This window comes from Martelella sp. FOR1707 (genome assembly GCF_053484265.1).
Map to the genome: position 1 here is coordinate 1 of NZ_JBAKFP010000011.1, position 22,946 is coordinate 22,946.

General features: G+C 62.1%; 24 protein-coding genes, 1 pseudogene and 1 CRISPR repeat array. Of the genes and pseudogenes, 21 read left to right on the forward strand and 4 right to left on the reverse strand.

What is annotated here, in order from left to right; translation table 11 throughout:
• From repC to V6765_RS23155, 3 genes are all read left to right on the forward strand, one after another.
• The coding region (gene repC, locus V6765_RS23145; RefSeq protein WP_448432968.1) for a plasmid replication protein RepC at positions 1 to 1,016 on the forward strand (1,016 nt) is incomplete at its 5' end.
• Positions 1,017 to 1,098: 82 nt separating this feature from the next.
• On the forward strand, positions 1,099 to 1,341 hold the full coding sequence (locus tag V6765_RS23150; RefSeq protein WP_448432969.1) for a type II toxin-antitoxin system Phd/YefM family antitoxin: 243 nt from the start codon (positions 1,099 to 1,101) through the stop codon (positions 1,339 to 1,341).
• Positions 1,341 to 1,772 carry a PIN domain-containing protein gene (locus tag V6765_RS23155; RefSeq protein ID WP_448432970.1) on the forward strand — a complete coding sequence of 144 codons (432 nt, stop codon included), beginning with the start codon at positions 1,341 to 1,343 and terminating at the stop codon, positions 1,770 to 1,772. The genes V6765_RS23150 and V6765_RS23155 overlap by 1 nt, the downstream gene beginning before the upstream one ends.
• 216 nt (positions 1,773 to 1,988) lie before the next feature.
• Here the strand turns inward: V6765_RS23155 and V6765_RS23160 are convergent.
• Positions 1,989 to 3,066: pseudogene (locus tag V6765_RS23160) on the reverse strand (tyrosine-type recombinase/integrase).
• Between the two features lie 146 nt (positions 3,067 to 3,212).
• Between V6765_RS23160 and V6765_RS23165 the strand changes: the two are divergent.
• The 9 genes from V6765_RS23165 to cas2 all read left to right on the forward strand — a co-directional run bounded on the left by V6765_RS23165 (position 3,213) and on the right by cas2 (position 12,922).
• Entirely contained in the window at positions 3,213 to 4,166 is a 954-nt protein-coding gene (locus V6765_RS23165; protein ID WP_448432971.1) for a DUF1403 family protein, read from the forward strand.
• Between the two features lie 2 nt (positions 4,167 to 4,168).
• Positions 4,169 to 4,870: an SMC-Scp complex subunit ScpB gene (scpB, locus tag V6765_RS23170; protein ID WP_448432972.1), complete on the forward strand. Its 702-nt coding sequence runs from the start codon at positions 4,169 to 4,171 to the stop codon at positions 4,868 to 4,870.
• A gap of 306 nt (positions 4,871 to 5,176) precedes the next feature.
• Positions 5,177 to 7,465, forward strand: a complete 2,289-nt coding sequence (gene cas3, locus V6765_RS23175) for a CRISPR-associated helicase Cas3' (protein ID WP_448432973.1) — start codon at positions 5,177 to 5,179, stop codon at positions 7,463 to 7,465.
• A 57-nt stretch (positions 7,466 to 7,522) separates the two neighbouring features.
• Positions 7,523 to 8,203: a type I-C CRISPR-associated protein Cas5c gene (gene cas5c / locus V6765_RS23180; RefSeq protein WP_448432974.1), complete on the forward strand. Its 681-nt coding sequence runs from the start codon at positions 7,523 to 7,525 to the stop codon at positions 8,201 to 8,203.
• Positions 8,200 to 9,975, forward strand: coding sequence for a type I-C CRISPR-associated protein Cas8c/Csd1 (cas8c, locus tag V6765_RS23185; RefSeq protein WP_448432975.1), 1,776 nt, complete (start codon positions 8,200 to 8,202; stop codon positions 9,973 to 9,975). The genes cas5c and cas8c overlap by 4 nt, the downstream gene beginning before the upstream one ends.
• Positions 9,972 to 10,922 carry a type I-C CRISPR-associated protein Cas7/Csd2 gene (cas7c, locus tag V6765_RS23190; RefSeq protein ID WP_448432976.1) on the forward strand — a complete coding sequence of 317 codons (951 nt, stop codon included), beginning with the start codon at positions 9,972 to 9,974 and terminating at the stop codon, positions 10,920 to 10,922. Before cas8c ends, cas7c begins: the two co-directional genes overlap by 4 nt.
• A gap of 3 nt (positions 10,923 to 10,925) precedes the next feature.
• Positions 10,926 to 11,591: a CRISPR-associated protein Cas4 gene (cas4, locus tag V6765_RS23195; RefSeq protein ID WP_448432977.1), complete on the forward strand. Its 666-nt coding sequence runs from the start codon at positions 10,926 to 10,928 to the stop codon at positions 11,589 to 11,591.
• On the forward strand, positions 11,588 to 12,622 hold the full coding sequence (gene cas1c / locus V6765_RS23200; RefSeq protein WP_448432978.1) for a type I-C CRISPR-associated endonuclease Cas1c: 1,035 nt from the start codon (positions 11,588 to 11,590) through the stop codon (positions 12,620 to 12,622). The genes cas4 and cas1c overlap by 4 nt, the downstream gene beginning before the upstream one ends.
• Positions 12,623 to 12,631: 9 nt before the next feature.
• Positions 12,632 to 12,922 (forward strand): CRISPR-associated endonuclease Cas2, encoded by a 291-nt coding sequence (gene cas2 / locus V6765_RS23205; RefSeq protein WP_448432979.1) that lies wholly within the window; start codon positions 12,632 to 12,634, stop codon positions 12,920 to 12,922.
• 211 nt (positions 12,923 to 13,133) lie between these two features.
• Positions 13,134 to 14,429: direct repeats of the CRISPR family, unit length 32 nt; unit sequence GTCGCCTCCCACGCGGAGGCGTGGATCGAAAC.
• Between the two features lie 173 nt (positions 14,430 to 14,602).
• Here cas2 and V6765_RS23210 read toward each other — a convergent pair.
• Positions 14,603 to 14,947 (reverse strand): darcynin family protein, encoded by a 345-nt coding sequence (locus tag V6765_RS23210; RefSeq protein ID WP_448432980.1) that lies wholly within the window; start codon positions 14,945 to 14,947, stop codon positions 14,603 to 14,605.
• Between the two features lie 85 nt (positions 14,948 to 15,032).
• On the opposite strand from V6765_RS23210, the gene V6765_RS23215 reads away from it, so the two are divergent.
• Positions 15,033 to 15,626, forward strand: a complete 594-nt coding sequence (locus V6765_RS23215) for a TetR/AcrR family transcriptional regulator (RefSeq protein ID WP_448432981.1) — start codon at positions 15,033 to 15,035, stop codon at positions 15,624 to 15,626.
• A 38-nt stretch (positions 15,627 to 15,664) separates the two neighbouring features.
• Here the strand turns inward: V6765_RS23215 and V6765_RS23220 are convergent, their stop codons facing one another.
• Positions 15,665 to 16,804, reverse strand: a complete 1,140-nt coding sequence (locus tag V6765_RS23220) for an oxidoreductase (RefSeq protein ID WP_448432982.1) — start codon at positions 16,802 to 16,804, stop codon at positions 15,665 to 15,667.
• A gap of 112 nt (positions 16,805 to 16,916) precedes the next feature.
• Between V6765_RS23220 and V6765_RS23225 the strand changes: the two genes are divergently transcribed.
• The gene (locus V6765_RS23225) at positions 16,917 to 17,267 is read left to right on the forward strand and encodes a winged helix-turn-helix transcriptional regulator (RefSeq protein WP_448432983.1); all 351 of its coding nucleotides are present in this window, start codon (positions 16,917 to 16,919) and stop codon (positions 17,265 to 17,267) included.
• 154 nt (positions 17,268 to 17,421) lie between these two features.
• The gene (locus tag V6765_RS23230) at positions 17,422 to 17,754 is read left to right on the forward strand and encodes a TRAP transporter large permease subunit (RefSeq protein ID WP_448433022.1); all 333 of its coding nucleotides are present in this window, start codon (positions 17,422 to 17,424) and stop codon (positions 17,752 to 17,754) included.
• A gap of 83 nt (positions 17,755 to 17,837) precedes the next feature.
• Here the strand turns inward: V6765_RS23230 and V6765_RS23235 are convergent, their stop codons facing one another.
• The gene (locus V6765_RS23235) at positions 17,838 to 18,041 is read right to left on the reverse strand and encodes a hypothetical protein (protein ID WP_448432984.1); all 204 of its coding nucleotides are present in this window, start codon (positions 18,039 to 18,041) and stop codon (positions 17,838 to 17,840) included.
• 438 nt (positions 18,042 to 18,479) lie between these two features.
• Between V6765_RS23235 and V6765_RS23240 the strand changes: the two genes are divergently transcribed.
• The 6 genes from V6765_RS23240 to V6765_RS23265 all read left to right on the forward strand — a co-directional run bounded on the left by V6765_RS23240 (position 18,480) and on the right by V6765_RS23265 (position 22,923).
• Positions 18,480 to 19,631 carry an alanine racemase gene (locus V6765_RS23240; protein WP_448432985.1) on the forward strand — a complete coding sequence of 384 codons (1,152 nt, stop codon included), beginning with the start codon at positions 18,480 to 18,482 and terminating at the stop codon, positions 19,629 to 19,631.
• A gap of 12 nt (positions 19,632 to 19,643) precedes the next feature.
• Positions 19,644 to 20,312: an amino acid ABC transporter permease gene (locus tag V6765_RS23245; protein WP_448432986.1), complete on the forward strand. Its 669-nt coding sequence runs from the start codon at positions 19,644 to 19,646 to the stop codon at positions 20,310 to 20,312.
• Between the two features lie 9 nt (positions 20,313 to 20,321).
• Entirely contained in the window at positions 20,322 to 20,972 is a 651-nt protein-coding gene (locus V6765_RS23250) for an amino acid ABC transporter permease (protein ID WP_448432987.1), read from the forward strand.
• Positions 20,959 to 21,690 (forward strand): amino acid ABC transporter ATP-binding protein, encoded by a 732-nt coding sequence (locus V6765_RS23255; RefSeq protein WP_448432988.1) that lies wholly within the window; start codon positions 20,959 to 20,961, stop codon positions 21,688 to 21,690. Before V6765_RS23250 ends, V6765_RS23255 begins: the two co-directional genes overlap by 14 nt.
• A gap of 33 nt (positions 21,691 to 21,723) precedes the next feature.
• Entirely contained in the window at positions 21,724 to 22,506 is a 783-nt protein-coding gene (locus V6765_RS23260) for a transporter substrate-binding domain-containing protein (protein WP_448432989.1), read from the forward strand.
• 72 nt (positions 22,507 to 22,578) lie between these two features.
• Complete coding sequence (locus tag V6765_RS23265) at positions 22,579 to 22,923, forward strand: RidA family protein (protein WP_448432990.1); 345 nt, start codon at positions 22,579 to 22,581, stop codon at positions 22,921 to 22,923.
• Positions 22,924 to 22,946 lie beyond the last annotated feature (23 nt).

The window sequence follows — 22,946 nt, forward strand, 5'->3', positions numbered from 1 at the left end:
GCCGTCATCTGGCGGTCCTGGTCGAATGCGGCCTGATCATCCGTCGCGACAGCCCGAACGGCAAGCGCTTCGCAAGGAAGGGTAGGGGAGGGCAGGTGGAGCAGGCCTATGGCTTCGACCTGTCGCCGCTCGTTGCGCGGGCGGCCGAGTTTGCGGTGATGGCCGAGAGAATCGCCGAAGAGCGCCGCGCGCTCAAATGCGCGCGTGAACGGCTGACGCTGCTGCGCCGGGATATCGTCAAGATGATCGAGGCCGGGCTGGAAGAGGGCGTTGCCGGCGACTGGTCACGGATCAGCCAGGTCTATCGCGGGATCATCGACCGATTGCCGCGCACGCCGGATCTGGCAACGGCAGAGGATATCTGCGACGCGCTTTCGCTCCTGCATGAGGAGGTGCGTGACACATTGGAATTGCACGTGAATTCACAAAATAAGAACGCCAATGAGTCTCATGCTGAGCGCCACAAACAGAATTCAAACCCAGACTCTCAATTTGAATCTGAATATGGCTCCAGAAATAAATCAGAAGCGCGCGGCAGCGCCGACGAAACCGACAACCTGCACAGTCTGCCGAAGCGCGAATTGCCGCTGGCACTGGTGCTGGATGCCTGCGAGGGCTGGCGGGACCTGGCCAAGGGAGGGGCTATCCGCAACTGGCGGGACTTCTTGAGCGTCACCGAAATCGCGCGGCCGATGCTGGGGGTCAGCCCCAGCGCCTGGCGCGAGGCGGCCGAGGTCATGGGCGACAAACAGGCCGCAATCACCCTTGCCGCGATCTATCAGCGCGGCGAAGCCGTCGTCAGCCCCGGCGGTTATCTGCGCAACCTGACGGAAAGGGCCCGCGACGGGCAATTCTCGGTCTGGCCGATGGTCATGGCGCTGCTCAGGGCAAGGATCGAGGCCGGAAAGGCCACGCAGACGCCAAGTTCTGCTGACGACACGACAGGCAAGGGCGATCACGATGACGGGCTCTCCGTCTCGCCGGCGCTGGCCCGATCATTGAAGAGGCCCCGGTGATGATCAACGGGAGCGTCGCTTGTGAGAACGCTGATGACGAACTATATATGACTACAGTGGTTACGAAAACAGGATTGCGATGATGAGGGAAATTCAGCTCAGAGATGCCAAGGCAACGTTTTCTGCTGTTGTCGATCAGGCCGTGCATGGCACGCCGTCGGTGATCACGCGGCGCGGGCGCAGGGAAGTGGTCGTCTTGTCCTATGAGGAATACGAAAAACTCGCGCATGTACCCAGTTTCGGCCGGCTTCTGGCTGCCTATCCTAGCGATGAAGACACGCTTACCGAGCGCAGTGACAAGCCAGGCAGGACCGTGGCGTTCTAATGTATCTTGTCGATACCAATGTCATGTCAGCGCTCGCGCCCTCGAAACATCGTCGTGAGACAGCATTGATCGACTGGCTTGATCGCGCAAGCGACTCTCTTTTCCTGTCGGCCGTTACGGCTGCCGAGGTTCATGCCGGCATTACAAAGGCCGAACGGGAGCAATCGAAAACGAAGGCTGAAAGTTTGCAGGCGTGGTGGCAGAGCATCGAATATCTCTACGGACAAAAGATTCTGCCCTTCGATCTTCGCTGCGCCCATGCAGCCGGCGAGATCATGGACGCGGCCCGCGCCCACCAGCCCGGCTTCGCCGATATAGCCATCGCGGCGACGGCAAAAGCCCACGGGCTGACGATCCTCACCCGCAATATCCGCCATTTCGCGCCGCTTGGTGTTCCGGTGCACGATCCGTTTCAGTCTGTGCCGGGTTGAAATGCCTTTGTTGCAGGCGTGAGCAGAAGGCGACCATTGTCCAGGCCGATGCGCGCTGATCAGCGGTTCCGGATTGATGGTCCCAGCGCGCACGATGACGGCTGGTCAAGCAGTGAAATCAACGCGCTTCTTCCGCGGTACCTCCAAACCTCAATATGTTCGGAGTGCCGCCTACGCTGGATATGATCTCGTTATGGAACTCTTGAACAGAGCAGCCTACAACCCCGCAGCCTTGGTGAGATTAACCCTGAACCGGTCACGCCTGCGCTGATAGCGGCGAGTCATTTCGGCCGACGCATGGCCGAGCTGTTTCTGGACATAGCGCTCGTCGACCTCGGCCGAGGAGGCGAGGCCCGCTCTCAAGGAGTGTCCGGAGAACAGTTTTTTCCGTTCGGCCTCGGACAGTTCGCCGCGAATGCCGGCGGCAAGCACGGTCTTCTTGATGAGGCGGGCGATCTCCTGATCCTTCAGCCGTTCGGGGCCGACGGCCTTGCCCTTGCCGGTGACCCGGCGGAAGAGGGGGCCGTGACCGATCCTGCCAAGTTTCAGCCAGGTTTCGACGGCTGCGACCGGCAGGTGAGATCGGAGGAGCCGCGGCCAATTTCCACCTCACGCCAACCAGTCTTGCCGCGCAGCGTTACCAGCATCCCCTTGTCGAGGATTTCGATCCAGCCGTTGCCGTCTTCCGTCTGGTCGCGGCCGCAATCGAGCGCGACGATTTCCGAGCGTCGCAACCCGCCGGCAAACCCCACCAGCAGCATGGCGCGATCGCGCAGGCCCCGGAGCGTACCGCGGTCAAGCGTTTCCACCATGGCGATCAGCTCCTCGGGCAGGATCGCCTCCTTCTGACGCGGGGGCGCGGCATGGCGATTGCGGATGCCGGCAAGCACGGTGGCGATATGGCGGTCGCGGCGATCGATTGTGAGGCCGCGCTGCGCATAATTCCACGCGATCGCCGACAGCCGCCGCTCGATGGTGGAGACCGCGTTCGGCTTGGCCCGTGGCGCGGCTTCGCCTGCGGCAAGCGCCGTGATGTAGAGCCCGACGGTTTGCGGATCGGGGGGAAGGGGCGCAAGCCCCTTGCGCCGGCACCAGCTCGAAAAATGCGCCCAGTCGGCGGCATAGGCGCGCCTTGTATTGGCCGAACGCGAGGGTCGACGTAACCGCGGGCGCGTTCGACCAGCGGCGCGAGATGGCCCGTCAGCGCGCCCGACGTCCCCGCCGGCTGCACTTCATAAGCGGCGCTCGTGCCGAGAGACGGGCTGTCGTGCGGATCGTCGTCTTTTTCGGGCATTGAGGGCCTCAAAATGGTGGTTTTCTCTATAATGAGCATTATGAACGATAATGCAAGATTATCAATCATAATATACATAAGACAAGCTGTGCAGTTTAATTCTTTCAGGCTGGTATAAACCGCTCGTTTCGGTTAGCGTTGACGCCATGGATTCGCTCGCCACACCATCCGCCAGAACCGCCGCGACCACCGCGCCCTTGCCAGCTTGGGCCCGCCCGCGCAGCCCCGAATTGAGCGAAGCCGATGCCGCCTTCTCCGCCGGTATCGCTCTGAAATCGCTGGATGATCTCGTCCGCGCCGAACCGGCATGGGCCGGTTGCTGGCGTGAGCGGCAGGCCCTGAAATGCGCCGCCGCCGCCGTCCGCCTGACCGGCCGTACCGAGGATGACGCGGCGCTGCGCGATGCCGTTCTGCTCACCGCCGCCGGCGACGATCCAGGCCCCGCCGGAAAGATGTTTTTGGCCTACAAAAGGCTCGCCGCCCGAAAACCCGGCTTTTCTCCAAAACAGGTTGCCGATCTCGCCGAGCTGATGGGGATCGCCTTTGACGACCAGCTTGCTTCTATCCCGGTACGCGCGGATACAGCGCTTCAGTCCGGCCGCGCCGTTCCCTTCGTTGTGGCCGACTTTGTGACCGCGGTCCTCGCCATCCGCCCGGATGCCGAGCCGCTGGCCCGGGCCATGGCCGACATGATGATCGCAGCTTTGCTGAAGTGGGACCGCTCCGTGCCGCTGCTGATGGCTGAACGTTATGGCCCGGCGTTTAGATCTATCGGCGGCAGGAAACGCGTGCGGTCGAGCGAGCCGGCTTTCGCTCGTGCGGTCTGCCTGGCACTCTCTGACGGGGCAGGGGCCGCATTGCGCGCGGCGGATGCGATTGCGCGCCGGGCCGATGTTCTTGTGGCCGTCGCGCCGAAGGTGCGGACCAAGGGCGCGGCGCCTGTGATCCAGAAACTGCTGGAGGAGGACGCCATGCCGGCGAGTGCACCCGGCAGCAATCTCTCACGTTGGGCCGCCTCCCGCCTGTTCGAACGGCTCGAAGGTTTAGGCGCCGTGCGCGAATTGTCGGGTCGGTCGTCGTTCCGGATTTATGGGTTGTGACGATGGCGGGAGCAGCAAATAACAGGCCGTCCCGCCGCAAGAAAGCGAATGCCGAAGACGAAAAGGCGGGAGGCGAACGGCTCTTTGATCGTGAACTGGATCAGTTCCCGCCCGATCTGCGCTGGCGCGAATGGATGCTGCGCGTCGAGGCCGTGATTTTCGCCGCCGCCGAACCGGTCACCCGCGAGACGCTTTCCCGCGTCGTCGGCAAGGACTGCAGCATCGACCTGCTGATCGACGATCTCCGCGACGAGCTCACCGGCCGCCCCTACGAGATTGTCCCCGTCGCCGGCGGCTGGCAGCACCGCAGCCGCCCCGCCTATGCCGACGCCATCCGTGCCTCGGCCGCGCCAACCCGGGGCGGTGTGTCAGCGCTCTCCGAGTTCGAATCCATGGTGCTGATGGCCGTCGGCTATTTCCAGCCCATCACCCGCGCTGAACTCTCAAAGATCTTCGGCAAGGAGGTCAGCCGCGACACGATCGCGTCGCTGCGCAACGCCGCCCTCATCGCCTCCGGCCCCCGCAGCCCGACGCCCGGCGCGCCCTATACCTATGTCACGACGAAACACTTCCTCTCCGCCTTCGGCATGGAAACGCTTCGCGATCTGCCTGATATCGAGGCGCTCGAGGATGCCGGGTTGCTCAGCAGGGCTGCCGTGCAGGAGGAGGCAATGGCGGCCGTGGTCGAGGGCGAGGAGGAATGAGGTTGCGTATGTTCGTCGCTCGAAAATCGTACTTCGGTCACATGGGTTAGGAACCGGCTTGCATTCCAAGCGGTAGATATTCCCTGAAGGCGCTTTGCTGGCCGTTCGTTTCGTGGGGTTTCAAGAGAACACCAAGCACATCAGCCGCTCGCCAGCGCCAGATCCCTCACCATGGTCGGATCAAGTCTCATCCGGATTCTGGTTGCAGGTCTGCCTTTCGCTCAAGCTCTGTCAACGGTATCTTCGCTGCGGACGACTATGGCGTTCGCAGCGCCGGCGGAAGCGAGCGGAGGGGAGCGAGCGAGCATGACCAAGGCGTATTATGCCCATTCCGTGCCAGAACGGGGGATTGAGGAGTGGCAGGGGCTGGCGGAGCACCTCCACGCCGTGGCGCTGCTGGCGGGCAAGATGGGCGCGCCTCTCGGGCTGGAGCGCGCCTGCTTCGCGGCCGGCCTGTTTCACGACCTCGGCAAATACAGCGCGGCTTTCCAGCGAAGGCTTGCGGGCGTCGATGTGAGGGTGGACCATTCGACGGCCGGCGGAAAGGCGCTTCTGGATGTCACGGGTGGAATGGACCAACAGATGGCTGAATTCATCGCCTATGCCATTCTGGGACATCATGCCGGCCTGCCCGATCGCCGCAACGAAACCGATGCCTGCTATGACTGGCGTATCGGCAATGCACCAGAGATCGATCTCGCGTGGCGGAAGGAACTGGGGCCACTCCCTGCGGATCTGGCGCCGCTTGATTTAATGAGCCGCTTCCCGAAAGGTCAGGATCCGCACAGCAAACAGAAGTTCGCCTTTGCCTGGGCGCTGATGGGGCGGATGATCTTCTCCTGTCTTGTGGATGCGGATTCCAGGGATACCGAGGCCTTCTATCATCAGGTCGAGGGCAAGAGCGCCGATCGCGACTGGCCGGCGCTTCAGGCTCTGCTACCAGAACTGAAGGCGCGCCACGAAGCCCATATGGCGAAGCTTTCAGATGGACGGGAAAGTGATCTCAACCGGCTGCGTCACAAGGTGCTGCGGCATGTGGTCGGGCAGGCAACAGAGAAACCGGGCCTGTTCACGCTGACCGTGCCGACCGGCGGCGGCAAGACGCTGGCTTCCCTTGGTTTCGCTCTTGAGCACGCGCTCGCTCACGGCCACCGGCGCATCATCTACGCCATTCCCTACACATCGATCATCGAGCAGACGGCAAGCATTTTCTCACAGGTTCTGGAGCGGGACGGCGAGGCATTCATTCTGGAACATCACGCCTCCATCGAGGAGGAGAAGGCGCGGGGCCGAGGCGGCGAGGGGCGTGAACAGGCGGACAAGCTGAAGCTTGCCATGGAGGACTGGGCAGCGCCCGTCATCGTCACCACAAATGTGCAATTGTTCGAAAGCCTGTTTGCAGCCAGGACGTCGCGTGCCCGCAAGCTGCACAATATCGCCGGCTCGATCATCATACTTGACGAGGCGCAGACGCTGCCGCGCAAGTACCTGCTGCCGGTCATGCGCGTGCTGGAGGCGCTGGCAGAGCAATATGGCTGCTCCATCGTGCTCTGCACCGCCACCCAGCCGGCTTTGGCGCGCCGCCCGGAATTTCCGCAGGGGCTGGCGCTGGAGGGTCGCGAGCTTGCGCCGAACCCGCACGGTCTGGCCGAAACGCTTGCCCGCGCCACGATCCGCCATGCGGGCGTGATGGATGATGCGGCGCTGATCAACGAGCTTCGCACCGGCCAACGGGTTCTTGTCATCGTGAACAGCCGCCGCCATGCGCTGGAACTGTTTCGCGCGGCCGAGGCTGCCGGAATTTCCGATCTCATTCACCTGACGACACGGCAATGCGCGGCCCACCGTCGCGTGATTCTTGCGGAGGTCAAGGCACGGCTGGAGGACCAAAAGCCCTGCCGCGTCATTGCCACTTGCCTGGTGGAGGCGGGCGTCGATATCGATTTTCCGCGCGTCTTGCGGGCCGAGGCGGGGCTGGACCAGATCGTGCAGGCGGCGGGCCGTTGCAATCGTGAGGGCGGCCAGCCGCGCGAAGACAGCATCGTCACGGTGTTCACGCCGGCCGGCCACAAGCCGCCGGCGGAGATAAAGGGGTTGATCGGCGATATGAAGCGGATGATCGACAGACATGACGACCTGCTGTCGCTCGCCGCGATCGAGGACTATTTCGGCGAGGTCTATTGGCGGGCGGGCGAGGGTGGTCTGGATGGCGAAAGCATTCTCGACGATTTCAGCGTCACTCGCTCGGGCTCCGATTTCGCCTATCGCACGGTCGCGGACAAATTCCGGATGATCGAGAGCGGCATGGCGCCGGTGGTGATCCCCTATGATGACAAGGCGCGAGAGGCGATCGGGAATCTCGGCGTCGCGGATATTTCCTCTGGCCGAATTGCGCGTTTGTTGCAATCATACATTGTCCAGGTGCCGCCCAACGTGCGAAACTTGCTGATTGCGAATGGCCATGCCGGGTTCGAGCGGCCCGATCTGCGGGGCGACCAGTTCGCGGTGTTGAAGAAGGAGTCGCTTTATACGCCGGAGGCCGGGCTGCTTTGGGAGGCTGCGGACGACCTGGCGACGGAAGATATGATGGTGTGATTGCGCTGCAAGGCGCGGAGTAACGGACTGTGGGGGCGCATGGCATACGGAGTTCGATTGAAGGTTTGGGGGGAGTATGGCTGCTTCACCCGCCCGGAGATGAAGGTGGAGCGGGTTTCCTACGATGTGATGACGCCATCGGCGGCGCGCGGCATTCTGGAGGCGATCCACTGGAAGCCAGCGATCCGTTGGGTCATCGATGCCATTCACGTGCTTGAGCCGATCCGGTTCCAGTCGATCCGCCGCAATGAGGTTGGCCACAAGGCGCCCGCCGGAAAGATCAGGTCGGCGATGCGGCGTGGCGATCTGGAAGGCCTCAGCCTTCTGGTTGACGAGGACCGGCAGCAGCGCGCGGCCACCGTTCTGGTGCGGCCCGCCTATGTGATCGAAGCCCATTTCGAGCTGACCAGACGGGCAGGGCCGGATGACAATGACGCCAAGCATCTCGATACCTTCAATCGCCGTGCCCGGCGCGGACAATGCTTCAACCAGCCGTGCCTCGGCACGCGCGAATTCTCTGCCGCCTTCGCCTTGATCGAACCGGACAGCCCGACGCCGCAAGCCGCTGCAGAGTCCCAGACCGAAAGCCTCGGTTTCGGAACCGCGCGTGACCTCGGCTTCATGCTCTACGATATCGATCATCAGGCGCCGGGACGACCGTCGCTGTTCTTCCGCGCCGTGCTGAAGGACGGCGTTGTGAAGGTGCCGCCGCCCGGCTCGCCGGAGGTCAGGCGATGACGATCTTGAGCTCGCTGGTAACCGCCTATGACCGGCTGCCGGATGCCCCGCCGATCGGCTATTCGTATCAGAAGATCGGGTTCGTGATTTCACTGAACGAGGATGGTTCTGTCGCCAATGTCAGCGACCTGAGAACCGGCGAGGGCCGAAAGCTGCAACCCCGGTCGATGCTCGTCCCGCAACCGGTCAAGCGGACGGCCGGCATCGCGCCCAATTTTCTCTGGGACAAGACTTCCTATGTTCTGGGCGTGACCGCCGGCGAGGGCAGGCGCACCGCAGAAGAGCATGCCGCATTTGTCGCACGGCATCTGACGGATTTCGGCGCGACGGACGATGTCGGGCTGAAAGCCCTGCGATCGTTTCTGCAAGGCTGGTCGCCGGAGCAATTCGCCGCGCTGGGCTGGCCGGAGGATATGAAGGACCAGAATGTGATTTTCGCGCTGGAAAGCGAGCGGCGGGGAAATGTCTACCTTCATGACAGACCTGAGGCGAAGTCGCTCTGGGCGCGGCTTTCGGCAGCGGCGGATGCCGCGAACCAGATTTGCCTCGTCACCGGTGAGAACCTGCCGCCGGCGCGGCTTCATCCCTCCATCAAGGGGGTATGGGGTGCGCAGTCTTCCGGCGCGGCCATCGTGTCCTTCAATCTCGATGCGTTTACCTCCTATGGCCATGAGCAGGGAGATAACGCTCCCGTTTCGGATGCGGCTGCATTCAAATACACCGCCGTCCTCAACCATTTCCTAGAACGTGATAACGGCCACCGCGTCCAGATCGGCGATGCCTCGACCGTGTTCTGGGCCGATTGCGCGGATTTGAGCCGGGCGGAGGCGGCGGAAAGTCTGTTCACGATGTTTGTCGACCCGCCTGCCGAAGAGGAGGCGGGTGCGGACGACGACCGGGCGGAAACCCGCAAGATCGGGATCACCTTGAAGCGCATCCGCAGCGGACAGAGCCTTACCGCCGCCGATCCGGAACTGGCCGATGGCGTCAGGTTCTTTGTGCTGGGGCTCTCGCCGAACGCCGCCCGGCTTTCCGTGCGCTTCTTCTTTTCCGATACGTTCGGCGCGCTGACGGAGAATTATCAGCGCTACCTTGCCGATATGCGGGTGGAGCCGCCGCCGCGCGGCGGTTTCCCGCCGCTGTGGCGCTATCTCCGGGAAACAGCGGTTCTCGGCAAGAGCGAGAATGTCCAGCCCAATCTGGCCGGCGAATGGATGCGCGCCATTCTGTCCGGCACCCACTACCCGCTGTCGCTCATGGCGGCGGTTTTGACGCGCATCCGCGCCGATGGCGATGTCAACGCGTTGCGCGTCGGCATTCTGAAAGCGCTTCTCGTCCGCAATTTCAACATGAAGGAGGTTCCGGTGGCGCTTGATCCGGAAAATGCAGACAGGGGGTATCTGCTGGGGCGGCTGTTTGCCGTCTACGAGGAGATGCAGCGCGCAGCGCTTGGCGGCAGGGTCAATGCCACCATCCGTGACAAGTTCTATGGCTCGGCTTCCGCCCAGCCGCGCAAGGTCTTTGCCCTTTTGGAAAGCAATTCCGCAAATCACCTTGCCAAGGCGCGCAAGGCAAATCCGGGACGCGAATACAATCTGAAGAAACTTCAGGAGGAAATCATGGACCGAATGGACCCGAATGCCGATCCTTATCCGCCATCGCTTTCCGCGCGCGAGCAGGCGCTTTTCGGCCTCGGCTACCATCATCAGCACAGCGATTTTTTCAAACCCAAGACCGAGCACACCGTGACCCAGGGGGAGACTGAAGAATGACCGTCCTTGCCAACCGCCATGATTTTACCGTGATCTTCGAGGTCAGGAACGGCAATCCCAACGGCGATCCGGATGCCGGCAACCTGCCCCGTCTTGACCCAGAAACCAACAGGGGGCTTGTCACCGATGTCTCGCTGAAGCGCAAGATCCGCAACTATGTCGATCTCGCCCGTCATGGCGAGGACGGCTTCCACATCTATGTGGAGGAGGGGGCGATCCTGAACGAGAAGCATCGCCAAGCCTACAAGTCGATCTACACCGATGATCCGAAGGTGGACAAGGCGGCAAAGCTGAACCCGAAGGACGATGCCGAGGCCAGGGCGCTGACGGGATTCATGTGCGCTAACTTCTTCGATGTGCGCTGCTTCGGCGCGGTCATGTCGACGGGCATCAATTGCGGCCAGGTGAAGGGCCCGGTGCAGATGAGCTTTGCTTCCTCCGTCGAGCCGATCATGCCGCTGGAGATCTCCATCACCCGCATGGCGGCGACCAATGCGGCGGAGTTGAAACAGAAGGCGGAGGGCGATGACAGCCCGGATCGCACCGACAACCGCACCATGGGCCGCAAATATATCGTTCCCTACGGGCTCTACGTTGCCCACGGCTTCATCTCGGCGAAATTCGCCGAACGCACCGGCTTTTCCGAGAACGATCTGGAGCTTCTGTTCGAAGCGATCGCCAATATGTTCGAGCATGACCGCTCGGCCGCGCGGGGCGAGATGGCAACTCGCAAGCTGATCGTGTTCAGGCATGAGAATGCGCTTGGCAACGCGCCCGCCCATGCTCTGTTCGAGCGCGTCAGGATCGGCCGCAATATCGGCGGCGGGTTCAAGCCGCTGGATGATCGCCTCGACAACTATCCGCCCGCCCGCGCCTTTGGCGATTACATCATCGAGATCGACCGCGAAAACCTGCCGGACGGTGTCGAAATCATCGAGAGGCTCTGAGCCATGGCGGCGGAGCCGGCGGCCGCGGGCGAGCCGATGCCCATCTCCGCGCTCCAGCATGCGGTCTATTGTCTACGTCAGGCGGCGCTCATCCATCTGGAGCGGGTCTGGGCGGACAATCGGTTCACGGCGGAGGGCGATGTGCTCCACGCCGTTGCGGACAAGGGCGGAAAGCGTAAAGCGCGCGGGCTCCGCCGTCTCATGGCGCTGCCGGTTGCATCAGCCCGGCTCAATATTGCCGGCATTGCCGATATGGTGGAGTTCCAGCTTTCCGCTGACGGCGGCGAAACCGCCTTTCCTGTGGAATACAAGCGCGGCAAGGCCAAGCTGCACCGCGCCGATGAAGTGCAGCTGTGCGCCCAGGCGCTGTGCCTTGAGGAAATGACCGGGCGGCAGGTACCCGAAGGGGCGTTGTTTTACGGCGAGACCAGGCGGCGCGTTGTGGTGCCTTTTGATGATGAGTTGCGGGCCCTCACGGAGGAAACGATTGCCGCATTCGCGGCCATGCTTGCGTCCGGGCAGACGCCGCCGCCGACCGACAGGCGAACGCGCTGCCGGGCCTGCTCGCTTGTCGAAATCTGTCGGCCGGATGCTTTCGGTCGTCCCGTGCGCGCGTGGCGCAGCCGGCAGGTTGCAGCGCTTGTGGCTGAAGACGGGGCCGGGCCATGAGAAAGCTGCTGAACACGTTCTATGCCCTGACCGAAGGCGCCGCGCTTTCCAAGGACGGGGAGAACCTGGTGGCGACGATCGAGGGCGAGGAGCGGGGCCGCGTTCCGTTGCATATGCTCTCCGGCGTCGTCGCCTTCGGCGCAGTCTATTGCTCGCCGCCGCTGATGGGAGCATTGGCGGAGGCCGGCATCACGCTCACCTTTCTGTCCCGTAGCGGCAAGCTTCAGGCGCGGCTGGAAGGGCCGGTCAGCGGCAACGTGCTGTTGCGCCGGGCGCAATATCGCGCCAGCGATCAACCGCTGGAGGTCGTGCGCTCCATCGTTGTTGGCAAGGTGGCAAACCAGCGCGCGGTGCTGATGCGCTCGTTGCGCGATTATGGCGGCGAGTATCCGCCGGAAATCCGTGCAGCACTTGAGGAAACCGCGGCTAGGCTTTCGCGGATCGCCCGGCGCGTCGAGCTTTCCGATCACACGGTGGACGGGCTGCGCGGCTTGGAAGGCGAGGCGGCCAACCTCTATTTTTCCGTGTTCGATCATCTGATACGCGCGCCGGATCCTGAAATCTGTTGGCGCGGTCGGTCACGCCGGCCACCGCTTGATCCCGTCAACGCGCTCCTGTCCTTTCTGTACACGCTGCTGGTGCATGACTGCCGGTCAGCGCTGGAGACGGTCGGGCTCGATCCCGCCGTCGGGTTTCTGCACCGCGAACGCCCCGGCCGGCCGAGTCTTGCGCTCGATCTGATGGAGGAGTTGCGGCCGGTTCTTGCTGACAGGCTGGCGCTTTCCCTGTTCAACCGGCGCCAGTTGCGCGCTGCCGATTTTGAAACGCGCGATGGCGGTGCGGTCGTGATGAAGGATGATGCCCGAAAAACGGTGATCGCCGCGTGGCAGGAGCGCAAGAAGGTGGAACGCGAACATGCCTTTCTTGGCGAAAAAGCGCCGCTCGGGCTCGTTGCCCATCTCCAGGCGCAACTGCTGTCGCGCCACCTGCGCGGCGATCTCGATGCCTATCCGCCCTGGTTCTGGAAATGAGGAGGCGACATGCTGGTTCTGGTGACCTATGATGTGCGTGTGAGCGAGGAAAACGGCGCCGCACGCTTGCGCGCCGTTGCAAAGGCCTGCCGGGATTTTGGCCAGAGAGTGCAATATTCCGTCTTCGAGATCGAGGTTGATCCGGCCCAGTGGACAAAGCTCAAGGCGCGGCTTGAAGGCATCATCAAGCCCGAGATGGACAGTCTGCGCTACTACTATCTTGGCGCCAACTGGCAAAGGCGCGTGGAGCATGTCGGCGCCAAGCCGGCGGTCGATCTCAACGGCCCCTTGATGATCTGAGAATTCCGCATTCATCCGGGCAGGTTGCGGGCTGTGCGAACCGCAAGCGTGCCGAAAAACGCCGGAGGTTTCGCACTTCCGTCAGCTATTTGGATTTGTTGATGTTGTTCTCACCTCTACTAAAAAGCGGTATCCACCGGCTTTTCGGTAAGCAAAGCTTCGCGCGAATCCCCTGCTTTCCTCAGACATATGAACCGCTTATCATCACCCAGTCGCCTCCCACGCGGAGGCGTGGATCGAAACTTGTAAGTCTTTTCGATGCCGCGCGCCGGGTTCTGGTCGCCTCCCACGCGGAGGCGTGGATCGAAACTCCAGATACGCCTTGCGCGCGGCCTCGACGTCGTCGTCGCCTCCCACGCGGAGGCGTGGATCGAAACAGGCATGGATATCCGATGATATCGACTGCGGCTGGTCGCCTCCCACGCGGAGGCGTGGATCGAAACAAAAACGGAAAGACTCCGCTGATCGTGCTCGACCAGTCGCCTCCCACGCGGAGGCGTGGATCGAAACTCAAGACGCGGGTCGCCGCCGTGTGGCGGGTGTGTCGCCTCCCACGCGGAGGCGTGGATCGAAACCATGGTGCAGGGGCGGCCGTCAGTGATCTTCGCGAGTCGCCTCCCACGCGGAGGCGTGGATCGAAACGGCATCGGGGTCGACCCGATCGTCGGCGCGGTCGGGTCGCCTCCCACGCGGAGGCGTGGATCGAAACATCGATGCCCGGCGCGACTTCACAGAGATTTCGCGTCGCCTCCCACGCGGAGGCGTGGATCGAAACCATCGCCTTGATGTACTCGCTTGGGCCTTGCTTGGTCGCCTCCCACGCGGAGGCGTGGATCGAAACTCCAATTCGCGAATGGCGGTCTGTATCGCAGCGATGTCGCCTCCCACGCGGAGGCCTGGATCGAAACTTTGACGAAGAACCGAATTTCGTGAAGCTGTGGAGTCGCCTCCCACGCGGAGGCGTGGATCGAAACATTGAACGGATCGCGGCGGCGCTGATCTGGTGGATGTCGCCTCCCACGCGGAGGCGTGGATCGAAACATGAAGGTGACGGCCGCATGCGGCGTGTCGGCGCGTCGCCTCCCACGCGGAGGCGTGGATCGAAACATGTGACAGGCTTCCCGCGTCTGGCCCTTCGTCTAGTCGCCTCCCACGCGGAGGCGTGGATCGAAACCATGTGCTCGCCGTTGCTGACGAGCCGAGCGCAGCGTCGCTTCCCACGCGGAGGCGTGGATCGAAACATCAACGATTGGGGCGTGACGTTCGATCCGCGCAAGTCGCCTCCCACGCGGAGGCGTGGATCGAAACTCAAGCTGCCGCCGCTCCTCGGCTTGCGCCATCGTCGCCTCCCGTGCGGAGACGTGGATCGAAACGCCTTGGCGGGCTCATTCGGTGCGGGGTTGATGAGGTCGCCTCCTATGCGGGGGCGTGGATCGAAACTGAGTTACTGCCTTAGCGGTCGCGACCGCTTTGATGTCGTCTCCTAAGCGGAGGCGTGGATCCAAACCCACACGTATCATTGCGATAGCGCGTATTTCAGCGAGCAATAAATCATCTAGTGTTTTGAATGATATGGAAAATTTGCAGATAGGGCTTTGGTTCGCGGGGACGGGCTCACCTTGGCGTGCCAGATCAAGGTCGATACCGCGACTTGCGTTGGTGAATATGACGGGGCGGAGGCTAGTCATTGAGCACCTCCCTGGCCTCGAACGCTTGCCAGCCATCTTCGATGGCAGGAAGAATGGCGACGAACTCGAAATACGGGTGCGCGAACAGCACGGTGTCGCGCAGCCGTTCCATGGCGGTGTTCAGGGCCCCGGCGGAGGCGGCCGTCAGCATCCAGATGTCGGAACACATCGCGGAGAACGCTTCGCAATCGAACTGGCGCAAACGGATGCCGGATGAGGGTTCTGCGGTCGCGGCAATCTCCCGGCGCTGCTGCCTGGGCAGGGCGAGCCAGGCGGGCAGGGCGCGCACCAGCAGGAACAGGGTGAGGGGTCTGTAGCGTTGGTCATCTTCAGTCATGGTTTTGGTCTTTCGGGTTGCCACAACGAGGGATGGCTGTAATATCCAAGCAATTGCTCAGCTTCTCAACTCGCATCGGGTTTTCATGACATCCTCCGCGCCGCAGCCCAGGAAAACGCCGACGCAGCGCCGCGCGAAAGAAACCTGCGCAGCGATCGTCGAAGCCGCGGCTCGCATTCTGGAGAGTGAGAATCCGGATGCGCTCAACACCAACCGGATCGCCGAACGGGCCGGGGTCAGCATCGGGACGCTGTATCAATACTTTCCCGACAAGCATGCGATCCTGGTGGCCCTCATCCGCCGCGAGCGCGAGATGCTGCTGGCGGAGCTGCGTGCTGTCGAGGATGTCGGCGAGGGCGCCCTCAGGGCGATGGTCGCGGCCTCCATCCGCCACCAGTTTGCGCGTCCGAAGCTGGCCTCGGCGCTGGAACACATCGAGCAGTCGTTTCCGCTCGGCGCGGAGGCGGCCGAGATGGCGGAGGACATCGCGATGATCTCCGCCGGTCTGCTCGCGCGTCGCTTCGGCACGCTCGCCCGCGCGGACCTTCTCACCGCCGTCATCATCGGGCGTGGGCTGGTGAATGCCGCCGGCGAGGGCGTCCTGCCGGAAGAGGGGCTTTCCGAGCGGGTGGTGACCGCCATCGAGGCCTATTTGCTGGCGGTCTCCGGCGGCAGGTGAGGCGCCTGGACGGGGCGCAGCGCGCCCCGCCTGTGATCTCACGCGTTAACGCCGCCGGTGTCGTTCAGGCTTGCTTGCCACCGGGCCTGACCTTCGATCGACACGCCATGTGAGAACAGCGCGTAGGTAAAGGCATCCGCCGGTCTGCCGCTGGCAATGCGATCGGGAAGGTCCGGGTTCATCATCGCCGCCTTGCCAATGGCCAGGAAGTCGGCCTCGCCTTTTTGTAGCACATCGCGGGCCAGCGCCGGGTCGTGCAGGCCGCCATTGGCGATGACAGGGAGTCCGGTCAGGTCACGGGCAAGCCGCGTCAGGCTTTCCCCGTCGGGCGTGAAGCTGTGATATGCGTAGCCCTTTATTTCGCTGGCGAGGTGGATGAACTCCGCGCCGGCTTCTGCGACGGCCCGGAATATCTGCGTCGCGTCATCCAGTCCGCCATGCCAGAAGTAATCGGGATGGGTGGCCTTTGCCTGCGACAGGCGGACGCCGGTCAGGAAATGCTCTCCGGTCGCGGCGCGGATCTCGGTGATGATCTCTGTGGTGAGGCGGATCCGGTTCTGGATTGTTCCGCCATAGGGGCTCTCGCGCAGATTGGTTTCCGGCGTCAGGAACTGGTCGAGAAGATAGCCGTTTGCGCAGTGCACCTCCACGCCGTCGAAGCCGGCGGATTGCGCCCGCTCGGCAGCCTGAACAAAACCGGCCTTGATGTCACTTATGTCCTGCGTGCTCAGTTCTTCGGGCGTGCCATAAGGCCCTCGGTTGGGACCATAGCCTTCAAGCATGTTGCCCATGGGACGCACGGCCGACGGCGCATGCGGCGCATCGACGGCCTGCGACACGGCGCCGGCATGGATCAACTGAAGAATGATCTTGCCGCCTTCGTTATGCACCGCCTCCACGATCCGCCGCCATCCGGCTTGATGGGCATCGCTGCACAGGCCGGGCTGGTTGCCGTAGGCCTGGGCGAACCGGAAATCGGTATAGGCCCCCTCGGCGATGACGAGGCCGAAGCCGCCTTTTGCGAAACCGGCATAGTAGAGCGCCATCGCTTCGGTCGGAACACCGTCGTCGGTAGCGCTGGCCCGCGACATGGGAGCAACGACATAGCGATTGGCAAGCTGGAGATGCTGAAGCACGCCCGGCAGCAGCGCAGGGTGAACGGGAAGATGAGTGGTCATGGTTTTTCCGGCCTTCTGTTGTGAATGAAGACTGGCTAGCCCTTGCATGCAAAAGCTGCAAGAATGCACAGAAATGGCCTATATAGACAAAAATGTAAGTAAGGAGCGCGGCATGGCGGCACCTTTTGACGAAAAGCAGCTGTTCTGCCCGACCGAAACGGCGCTGGGCATCATTGGCGGCAAGTGGAAGGGGATGATACTGTGGTGTCTGTGCCGACGCACCATGCGGTTCGGCGAACTGCACCGCGCCATGCCCGGCATCACCCAGCGCATGCTGACCAAACAGCTGCGTGATCTTGAGGACTTTCGGATCGTGGACCGCAAGGTCTATCCCCAGGTGCCGCCCAAGGTCGAATATTCGCTAAGCGTTCACGGCCGTGCGCTCAAGCCGATCCTCGATGAGCTGGAGCTCTGGTCGAAGGATTATCTGGAAATGAACATTACGGCCGCGCCCGATCCGTGAGGGGCGGGGCTGCGGCCTCTGGCATGGTCGGGCGTTTTGCCGTCGGCTTTGAGTGAGACCGATCGTCCCGCCGGCAGTCATCTGTTCTTGCTCGTAACAAGATGGTTGCGACCGGTCTTGATGTGCCGATCGCGGAAGATCTCGCGAATGGCTGCTGCTCTATCTGCTGCTGATCATCGCGCTTGGCTGTCTGATCGATTCTATCTCGATCATGCTGATCCTGCTGCCGATTGCGCTGCCGGTCGCAGAGGCCGCCGGGTTCGATCTGATCTGGTTCGGGGTGCTGACGGTGGTGGCCGTGGAGGTCGGGCTGCTGACGCCGCCCTTCGGCCTGTCGGTCTACATCATCAAGACCGCCGTCGAGGACCGATCGCTGAAGGTCTCGGATATCTTCAGGGGCACCATGCCCTTCGTCGGCGCCATGCTGGTCTCGCTCGCCCTGATTGTCGCCTTTCCGTCGATTGCGACATGGTTTGCACGGCTTTAGCAGGCGGTGGCGCTAACCGACGTCGGCGACACTGCGCCAAAACAGATCAGGCATCGAAAAATCCCGCGGGAGCCTCCGGGCCTTCAGTCGATCTGTTTGCGGTCTTCCTCGAACGCCGCATTGTCCTCGCCGCGCAGGCCTTCGAGCACAATGCGGCTCTTTTTTCCGCAGAATAGGTTTTGCGGGTGGCCCGACGGATACCGTTGATCGCCTTGTCTGCCGTCGGTTTCTTCTGACCGTATTTCTGTCTCATCGTCACGTCCTTTACGCGCGCTATGATGAGCCAAAGCCGTCCCCTATCCGTTGCGCGCATTGTCCAATTATGGTTTGGGCCGGAGCCGGAATACTTAGGCTGATCGATAACAACCTTCGTCGCGTTCGCGATGGTTTTGTCGCCATGGTAAAAGGTACAGTCGGCGCCGCCCCAGTTATCCCCTGGCATACCTTCCCCAGGAATGACGACAATATCCGAACTCGGTAGCAAAATGCCCAAGGGCCCTTTGAAGGGCCCCAGGCTTCGTGGCATGGAAACTCTTAATGCTCAACCAAACACCATTGACAACGTTTTCATCGGATGTAATCCTTTATGAAAACGTTGTCATAAACAAGGAACAGCGATGTCTATCAGTTATTTCAGGGGCCTTGCCGCCCCTGTCTCCGTGAGACAGGACGCCATTGAAGCTCCCCGTCTTCGCCCCCAATCCGGCACCATGCCTTTGCCAACAATGACCCTCGATGAAGATGCCTTCGACGGCAATTGCAGGGCAATGTTCGACTATGCCGACAAGGCGGACGTGCTTCTGGCTCCCCACGCAAAAACTCCGATGTCACCGGATCTCGCCCGACGCTTGGTTTCCCTGGGCGCTTGGGGCCTTTCGGTTGCAAGTTACCAGCAGGCAGCCGTCCTTGCCGCCCATGGCGTCAGGCGCATTCTGGTCGCCAATGAAATCGGAGGGCTGGCGGCTGGCAAGCGTTTTGCAGCCTTGGCCGGTGAATATCCGCAAACTGAGTTCTGCTTTTTTGTCGATTCCGTCGCGAGCCTTGAGGCTGTCTCCGAGGTCGGCAAGGCGCAGGCGCGGCCCGTTGAGATCCTGATTGAAGTAGGGTCGGCGCGTGCAGGGGCCCGCGATATGGAAGCCGTCAATTCGATTCTCTTGGCAGCAATTGGGTTACCGTCGGTCTCCATTGTCGGCATCGCGACCTATGAAGGCGCTGCCGCGAAGGCGACCGTCGCCGAAACGCGAGCATCCTTCGCTTCTCTATTTGAGCTTGCGCTTGCTGCTTTTGTCCGCCTGCGCGAAGCGCTTCCCGATCAACCGCTTATCCTTTCCGCCGGTGGTTCGTCCTATTTTGACATGGTGGTCGATGCCCTGAAGCCCGCCGCCGATCGCGACGGCAATGCGCGAATTCTGCTTCGCTCCGGCGCGATCTACTTCCACGATCACGGCGTCTATCAGCGAGCCTTGAAGGCACTCGACGAGCGCGGCGGCTTTGCCCGCGTCACCGGCAAGCCCGCAGGCGAGAGCTTTTCGCCGGCATTGACGGTCTGGGCCGAAGTTCTCTCGCGACCCGAACCTGGCCTTGCCATCTGCGGTATGGGCATGAGAGATGTCTCCTATGATCAGGACCTGCCCGTACCGCTTTCGGTCTGGCGGAATGACCAGAGCCTTTATATCGCTCCGCAAGATATGCGGGTGACGAAGCTCAACGATCAGCACGCTTTCGTGACACTCGATCCGCATAGCAAACTCGATGTTGGCGACATCGTCGCCTTCGGCATTTCTCACCCTTGCACCTGTTTTGATCGCTGGAGGCTGGTTTTCGGCCACCGGGCGGACGGCGTGCTCTCCTCCGTCTACCCGACCTATTTCGGATAACCGAGTGAACCTATGCCCAACTTGAATTTCCGTCAGCTGTGGCGATATGAGGATGATTTCATCCGTGGCGTCCAGGTCACCCTGCTTTTGACCCTTGTCGCAGTTGCCGCGGGACTCATCATCGGCCTTGTCTGTGCCGTGCTCTCGTCCAACCGGCACACTGCGGTTCGCTTGGTGGTGCGATCCTACGTCGAAGCCATCCGCAACACGCCGGTTCTTATCCAGCTGTTTCTGATCTTCTTCGTTCTGCCCTATGCGGGTCTGAAGTTTCCACCCTTTTACGCGGCCAGCATTGCGCTGTCGCTCAACATGGGAGCCTATTCCACCGAGATTATCCGCGGTGGGCTGGCATCGATCCCGAAAAGCCAGCGTGAGGCAGGTCAATGTCTCGGCCTCACCGGATGGCAGGTTTTCTACCATGTCATCCTGCCGCCGGCGTTGCGCAACATCTATCCTTCGCTCACCAGCCAGATCGTGCTTTTGTTTCTCGGGACCTCCGTTGCGTCTCAGGTTTCAGCTCCCGAGCTGTTCCACGTCGCCTCCTTCGTCGACAGCCGCACTTACCGGTCGTTCGAGACCTATCTGGTGATGTGCGGCATCTATTTCGCACTGGTCATCGTCTTCCGCATCATTTTCGCCGTGATAGGCCGCCTGGCCTTCCGCTGGCCGAACGGACGATAGGAGAGCCCCATGCGCGGATTTACCATCTCCGACTTCTATACCATGCTGTCCGGCCTGCAATGGACCGCGATCCTGGTTGCCGTCGCCCTGTTCTTCGGCGCGCCGCTGGCGCTGGTCATCGCCCGCATGTGCACCAGCCGAAACCCTTTCGCGCGGCTGGCCGCGACCGGCCTGCTTCAGGTCGTTCAGGGCGTGCCGGTTCTGGGACTTCTGGTGTTCTTTTATTTTGGCATGCCGGTCTTTCTCGGCATCAAGGTACCGGCCCTCGTATCGGTCGGCGTCGCCTACACGATTTTTACCGCGGCCTTTCTCGGCGAGATCTGGCGCGGCGGCATCCAGTCCGTGCATGTCGCGCAAAGCGAGGCGGGCGCCTGTCTCGGCCTCACCGGCTGGCAGACGTTCCGCCATGTCGTCGCCCCGCAGGCCTTTCGCACATCGCTTCCGGCAACGATCGGCTTCGTCGTGCAGCTGATCAAGAACACTTCGCTCGCCTCGATCGTCGGCTTCGTTGAACTATCGCGCACCGGCCAGCTCGCCAGCGCGGCCACCTTCAAACCGCTGCTCTGCTACGCCCTGGTCGCGGCCATCTATTTCATCGTCTGTTTCCCGCTCACGCAGTGGTCCCGCTCTCTGGAGGTCAAGCTCAATGGCGCTCGTTGACATTTCCAATGTTCACAAGAATTTCGGTCACGTCGAGGTCCTCAAGGGGATCGACCTTTCCATCGAGAAGGGTGAGATCGTCACCATTATCGGACGTTCAGGATCCGGGAAGTCCACACTGCTGCGTTGCATTAACGGTCTGGAGACCATCAACCAGGGTGACATCCGGATCGGCGGCGAGCAGGTCCATCACAACAAGACCGATCTGCGCAAGATGCGCGAGCACGTCGGCATCGTCTTCCAGCAGTTCAATCTGTTTCCGCATATGACCGTGGAACGCAACATCACGCTGGCTCCTATTTTGACGAAGAAAATCGCGAAGGGGGCTGAAGCGCGTGCCCTGGCGGAAAAGGTGCTCGCGCAGGTGGGGCTCGAACAGAAGATCGACGCCTATCCGGGACAGCTTTCCGGCGGGCAGCAGCAGCGCGTGGCGATTGCCCGCTGCCTGGCCATGTCGCCCTACCTGATGCTCTTCGACGAGGTGACCTCGGCGCTCGATCCCGAGCTGGTCGGCGAGGTCCTGAAGGTCATGGAAGACCTGGCCAGTCAGGGCATGACCATGATCCTCGTTACCCATGAAATGAACTTTGCGCGCAACGTCGCCTCGAAGCTCATCTTCATGCATGCCGGTCGCGTCCACGAGCAGGGCCGGCCTTCAGAATTGTTCGCCAATCCGCAAACCCCGGAATTGGCGAACTTTATCAGCTCGGTCCGCTGAGCATTCCAACCAAACCCGAAAAAGGGGAACATAATGAAGCATTTCAAGACTATCATGGCCGCAGCGGCCATTGCCGCGGCCTCGCTGACCACGGCGACCAGCGCATTTGCCGGCAAACTTGACGACATTCTCGACAGCGGCGAAGTCCGTATCGGCGTTCTCGGCGATGCCGCGCCGTGGGGTTTCCACGATGAGAACGGCGACCTGGCCGGCTTCGATATCGAACTTGCCAAGCAGGTTGCCGCCGATCTCGGCGTCGACCTCGATCTCGTCGAGGTCACCGGCCCGGCCCGTATTCCGAGCCTTCTTTCCGACCAGATCGACATTCTGATCGCCGCTGCCGGCGCCACCCCGGAGCGCGCGCAGCAGGTCATGTTCACGACACCCTATGTCGCCGTTAAGCTCGGCGTCTATGGCAAGGCCGACGCACCTGCATTCGAGACGGCGGAGGACCTGGCGGGCCAGTCGATTTCCGTCGCGCGCGGTTCCACGCTCGATGTCTGGCTGACCGACAACGCACCCGAGGCGAACATTGTCCGTTTCGACGACACTGCCGCCGCCATGGCGGCTTATTTTGCCGGCCAGGCCGACTTCTTCGCCGAAAACAGCGCAATCGCGCTCGGCGCTGCCGATGGCCGCGACGTCGCGCTGAAGTTTCTGATCCGCCAGTCGCCCGCCCACGCCGCCGTCGCCCAGGGCGAGCACGACCTGCTGCAGTGGCTCAACACCGATCTTTTCTACAACCGCATGAACGGCAAGTTGCAGGCGCTTCAGAGCAAGTGGTTCAACGAAGCGACGGCCCTGCCGTGGATGTGAGGTCGTGACCGGAGCCGCCCGGTTTCAGGGCGGCTCCACCCATTCGAGACAAATCAGCAAAGGAATGAATCCATGATCAAGCGCTTTGACGCCGGTTCCCGCATGAGCCAGGCCGTTGTTTCGGGCGGGCATGTTCACATCGCCGGACAGGTCCCGGACAATCGCAAAGCCCCGCTCGAGCAGCAGACCCGCGAAGTGCTGGCCAAGCTCGACAAGCTGATGGCCGACGCCGGAACGGACAAGTCGAAACTCGTCTCCGTCACCGTTCTGCTGCCGCATATCTCCGATTTCGATGTCCTGAACGCTGTCTACGATGCCTGGATCGACCCGGAAAACCCGCCGGCCCGCGCCTGCTACGAGGCGCGTCTCGCCGACCCTGACCTACGTGTCGAGATGACCGCGATCGCGGCCCTTTGATCGCGGCGGGCCAATTCAGGAAC

Excerpts from the sequence above, each read along its gene's own strand:
- cas2 (WP_448432979.1), top strand. The coding sequence starts at position 12,632 with ATGCTGGTTCTGGTGACCTATGATGTGCGTGTGAGCGAGGAAAACGGC.
- V6765_RS23155 (WP_448432970.1), top strand. The coding sequence starts at position 1,341 with ATGTATCTTGTCGATACCAATGTCATGTCAGCGCTCGCGCCCTCGAAA.
- cas3 (WP_448432973.1), top strand. The coding sequence starts at position 5,177 with ATGACCAAGGCGTATTATGCCCATTCCGTGCCAGAACGGGGGATTGAG.
- V6765_RS23225 (WP_448432983.1), top strand. The coding sequence starts at position 16,917 with ATGGCGGCACCTTTTGACGAAAAGCAGCTGTTCTGCCCGACCGAAACG.
- cas1c (WP_448432978.1), top strand. The coding sequence starts at position 11,588 with ATGAGAAAGCTGCTGAACACGTTCTATGCCCTGACCGAAGGCGCCGCG.
- V6765_RS23265 (WP_448432990.1), top strand. The coding sequence starts at position 22,579 with ATGATCAAGCGCTTTGACGCCGGTTCCCGCATGAGCCAGGCCGTTGTT.
- cas8c (WP_448432975.1), top strand. The coding sequence starts at position 8,200 with ATGACGATCTTGAGCTCGCTGGTAACCGCCTATGACCGGCTGCCGGAT.
- V6765_RS23220 (WP_448432982.1), bottom strand. The coding sequence starts at position 16,804 with ATGACCACTCATCTTCCCGTTCACCCTGCGCTGCTGCCGGGCGTGCTT.
- V6765_RS23210 (WP_448432980.1), bottom strand. The coding sequence starts at position 14,947 with ATGACTGAAGATGACCAACGCTACAGACCCCTCACCCTGTTCCTGCTG.
- V6765_RS23240 (WP_448432985.1), top strand. The coding sequence starts at position 18,480 with ATGACCCTCGATGAAGATGCCTTCGACGGCAATTGCAGGGCAATGTTC.
- V6765_RS23245 (WP_448432986.1), top strand. The coding sequence starts at position 19,644 with ATGCCCAACTTGAATTTCCGTCAGCTGTGGCGATATGAGGATGATTTC.
- V6765_RS23215 (WP_448432981.1), top strand. The coding sequence starts at position 15,033 with ATGACATCCTCCGCGCCGCAGCCCAGGAAAACGCCGACGCAGCGCCGC.
- V6765_RS23150 (WP_448432969.1), top strand. The coding sequence starts at position 1,099 with ATGAGGGAAATTCAGCTCAGAGATGCCAAGGCAACGTTTTCTGCTGTT.
- V6765_RS23255 (WP_448432988.1), top strand. The coding sequence starts at position 20,959 with ATGGCGCTCGTTGACATTTCCAATGTTCACAAGAATTTCGGTCACGTC.
- V6765_RS23250 (WP_448432987.1), top strand. The coding sequence starts at position 20,322 with ATGCGCGGATTTACCATCTCCGACTTCTATACCATGCTGTCCGGCCTG.
- cas4 (WP_448432977.1), top strand. The coding sequence starts at position 10,926 with ATGGCGGCGGAGCCGGCGGCCGCGGGCGAGCCGATGCCCATCTCCGCG.
- scpB (WP_448432972.1), top strand. The coding sequence starts at position 4,169 with ATGGCGGGAGCAGCAAATAACAGGCCGTCCCGCCGCAAGAAAGCGAAT.
- cas7c (WP_448432976.1), top strand. The coding sequence starts at position 9,972 with ATGACCGTCCTTGCCAACCGCCATGATTTTACCGTGATCTTCGAGGTC.
- V6765_RS23165 (WP_448432971.1), top strand. The coding sequence starts at position 3,213 with ATGGATTCGCTCGCCACACCATCCGCCAGAACCGCCGCGACCACCGCG.
- V6765_RS23260 (WP_448432989.1), top strand. The coding sequence starts at position 21,724 with ATGAAGCATTTCAAGACTATCATGGCCGCAGCGGCCATTGCCGCGGCC.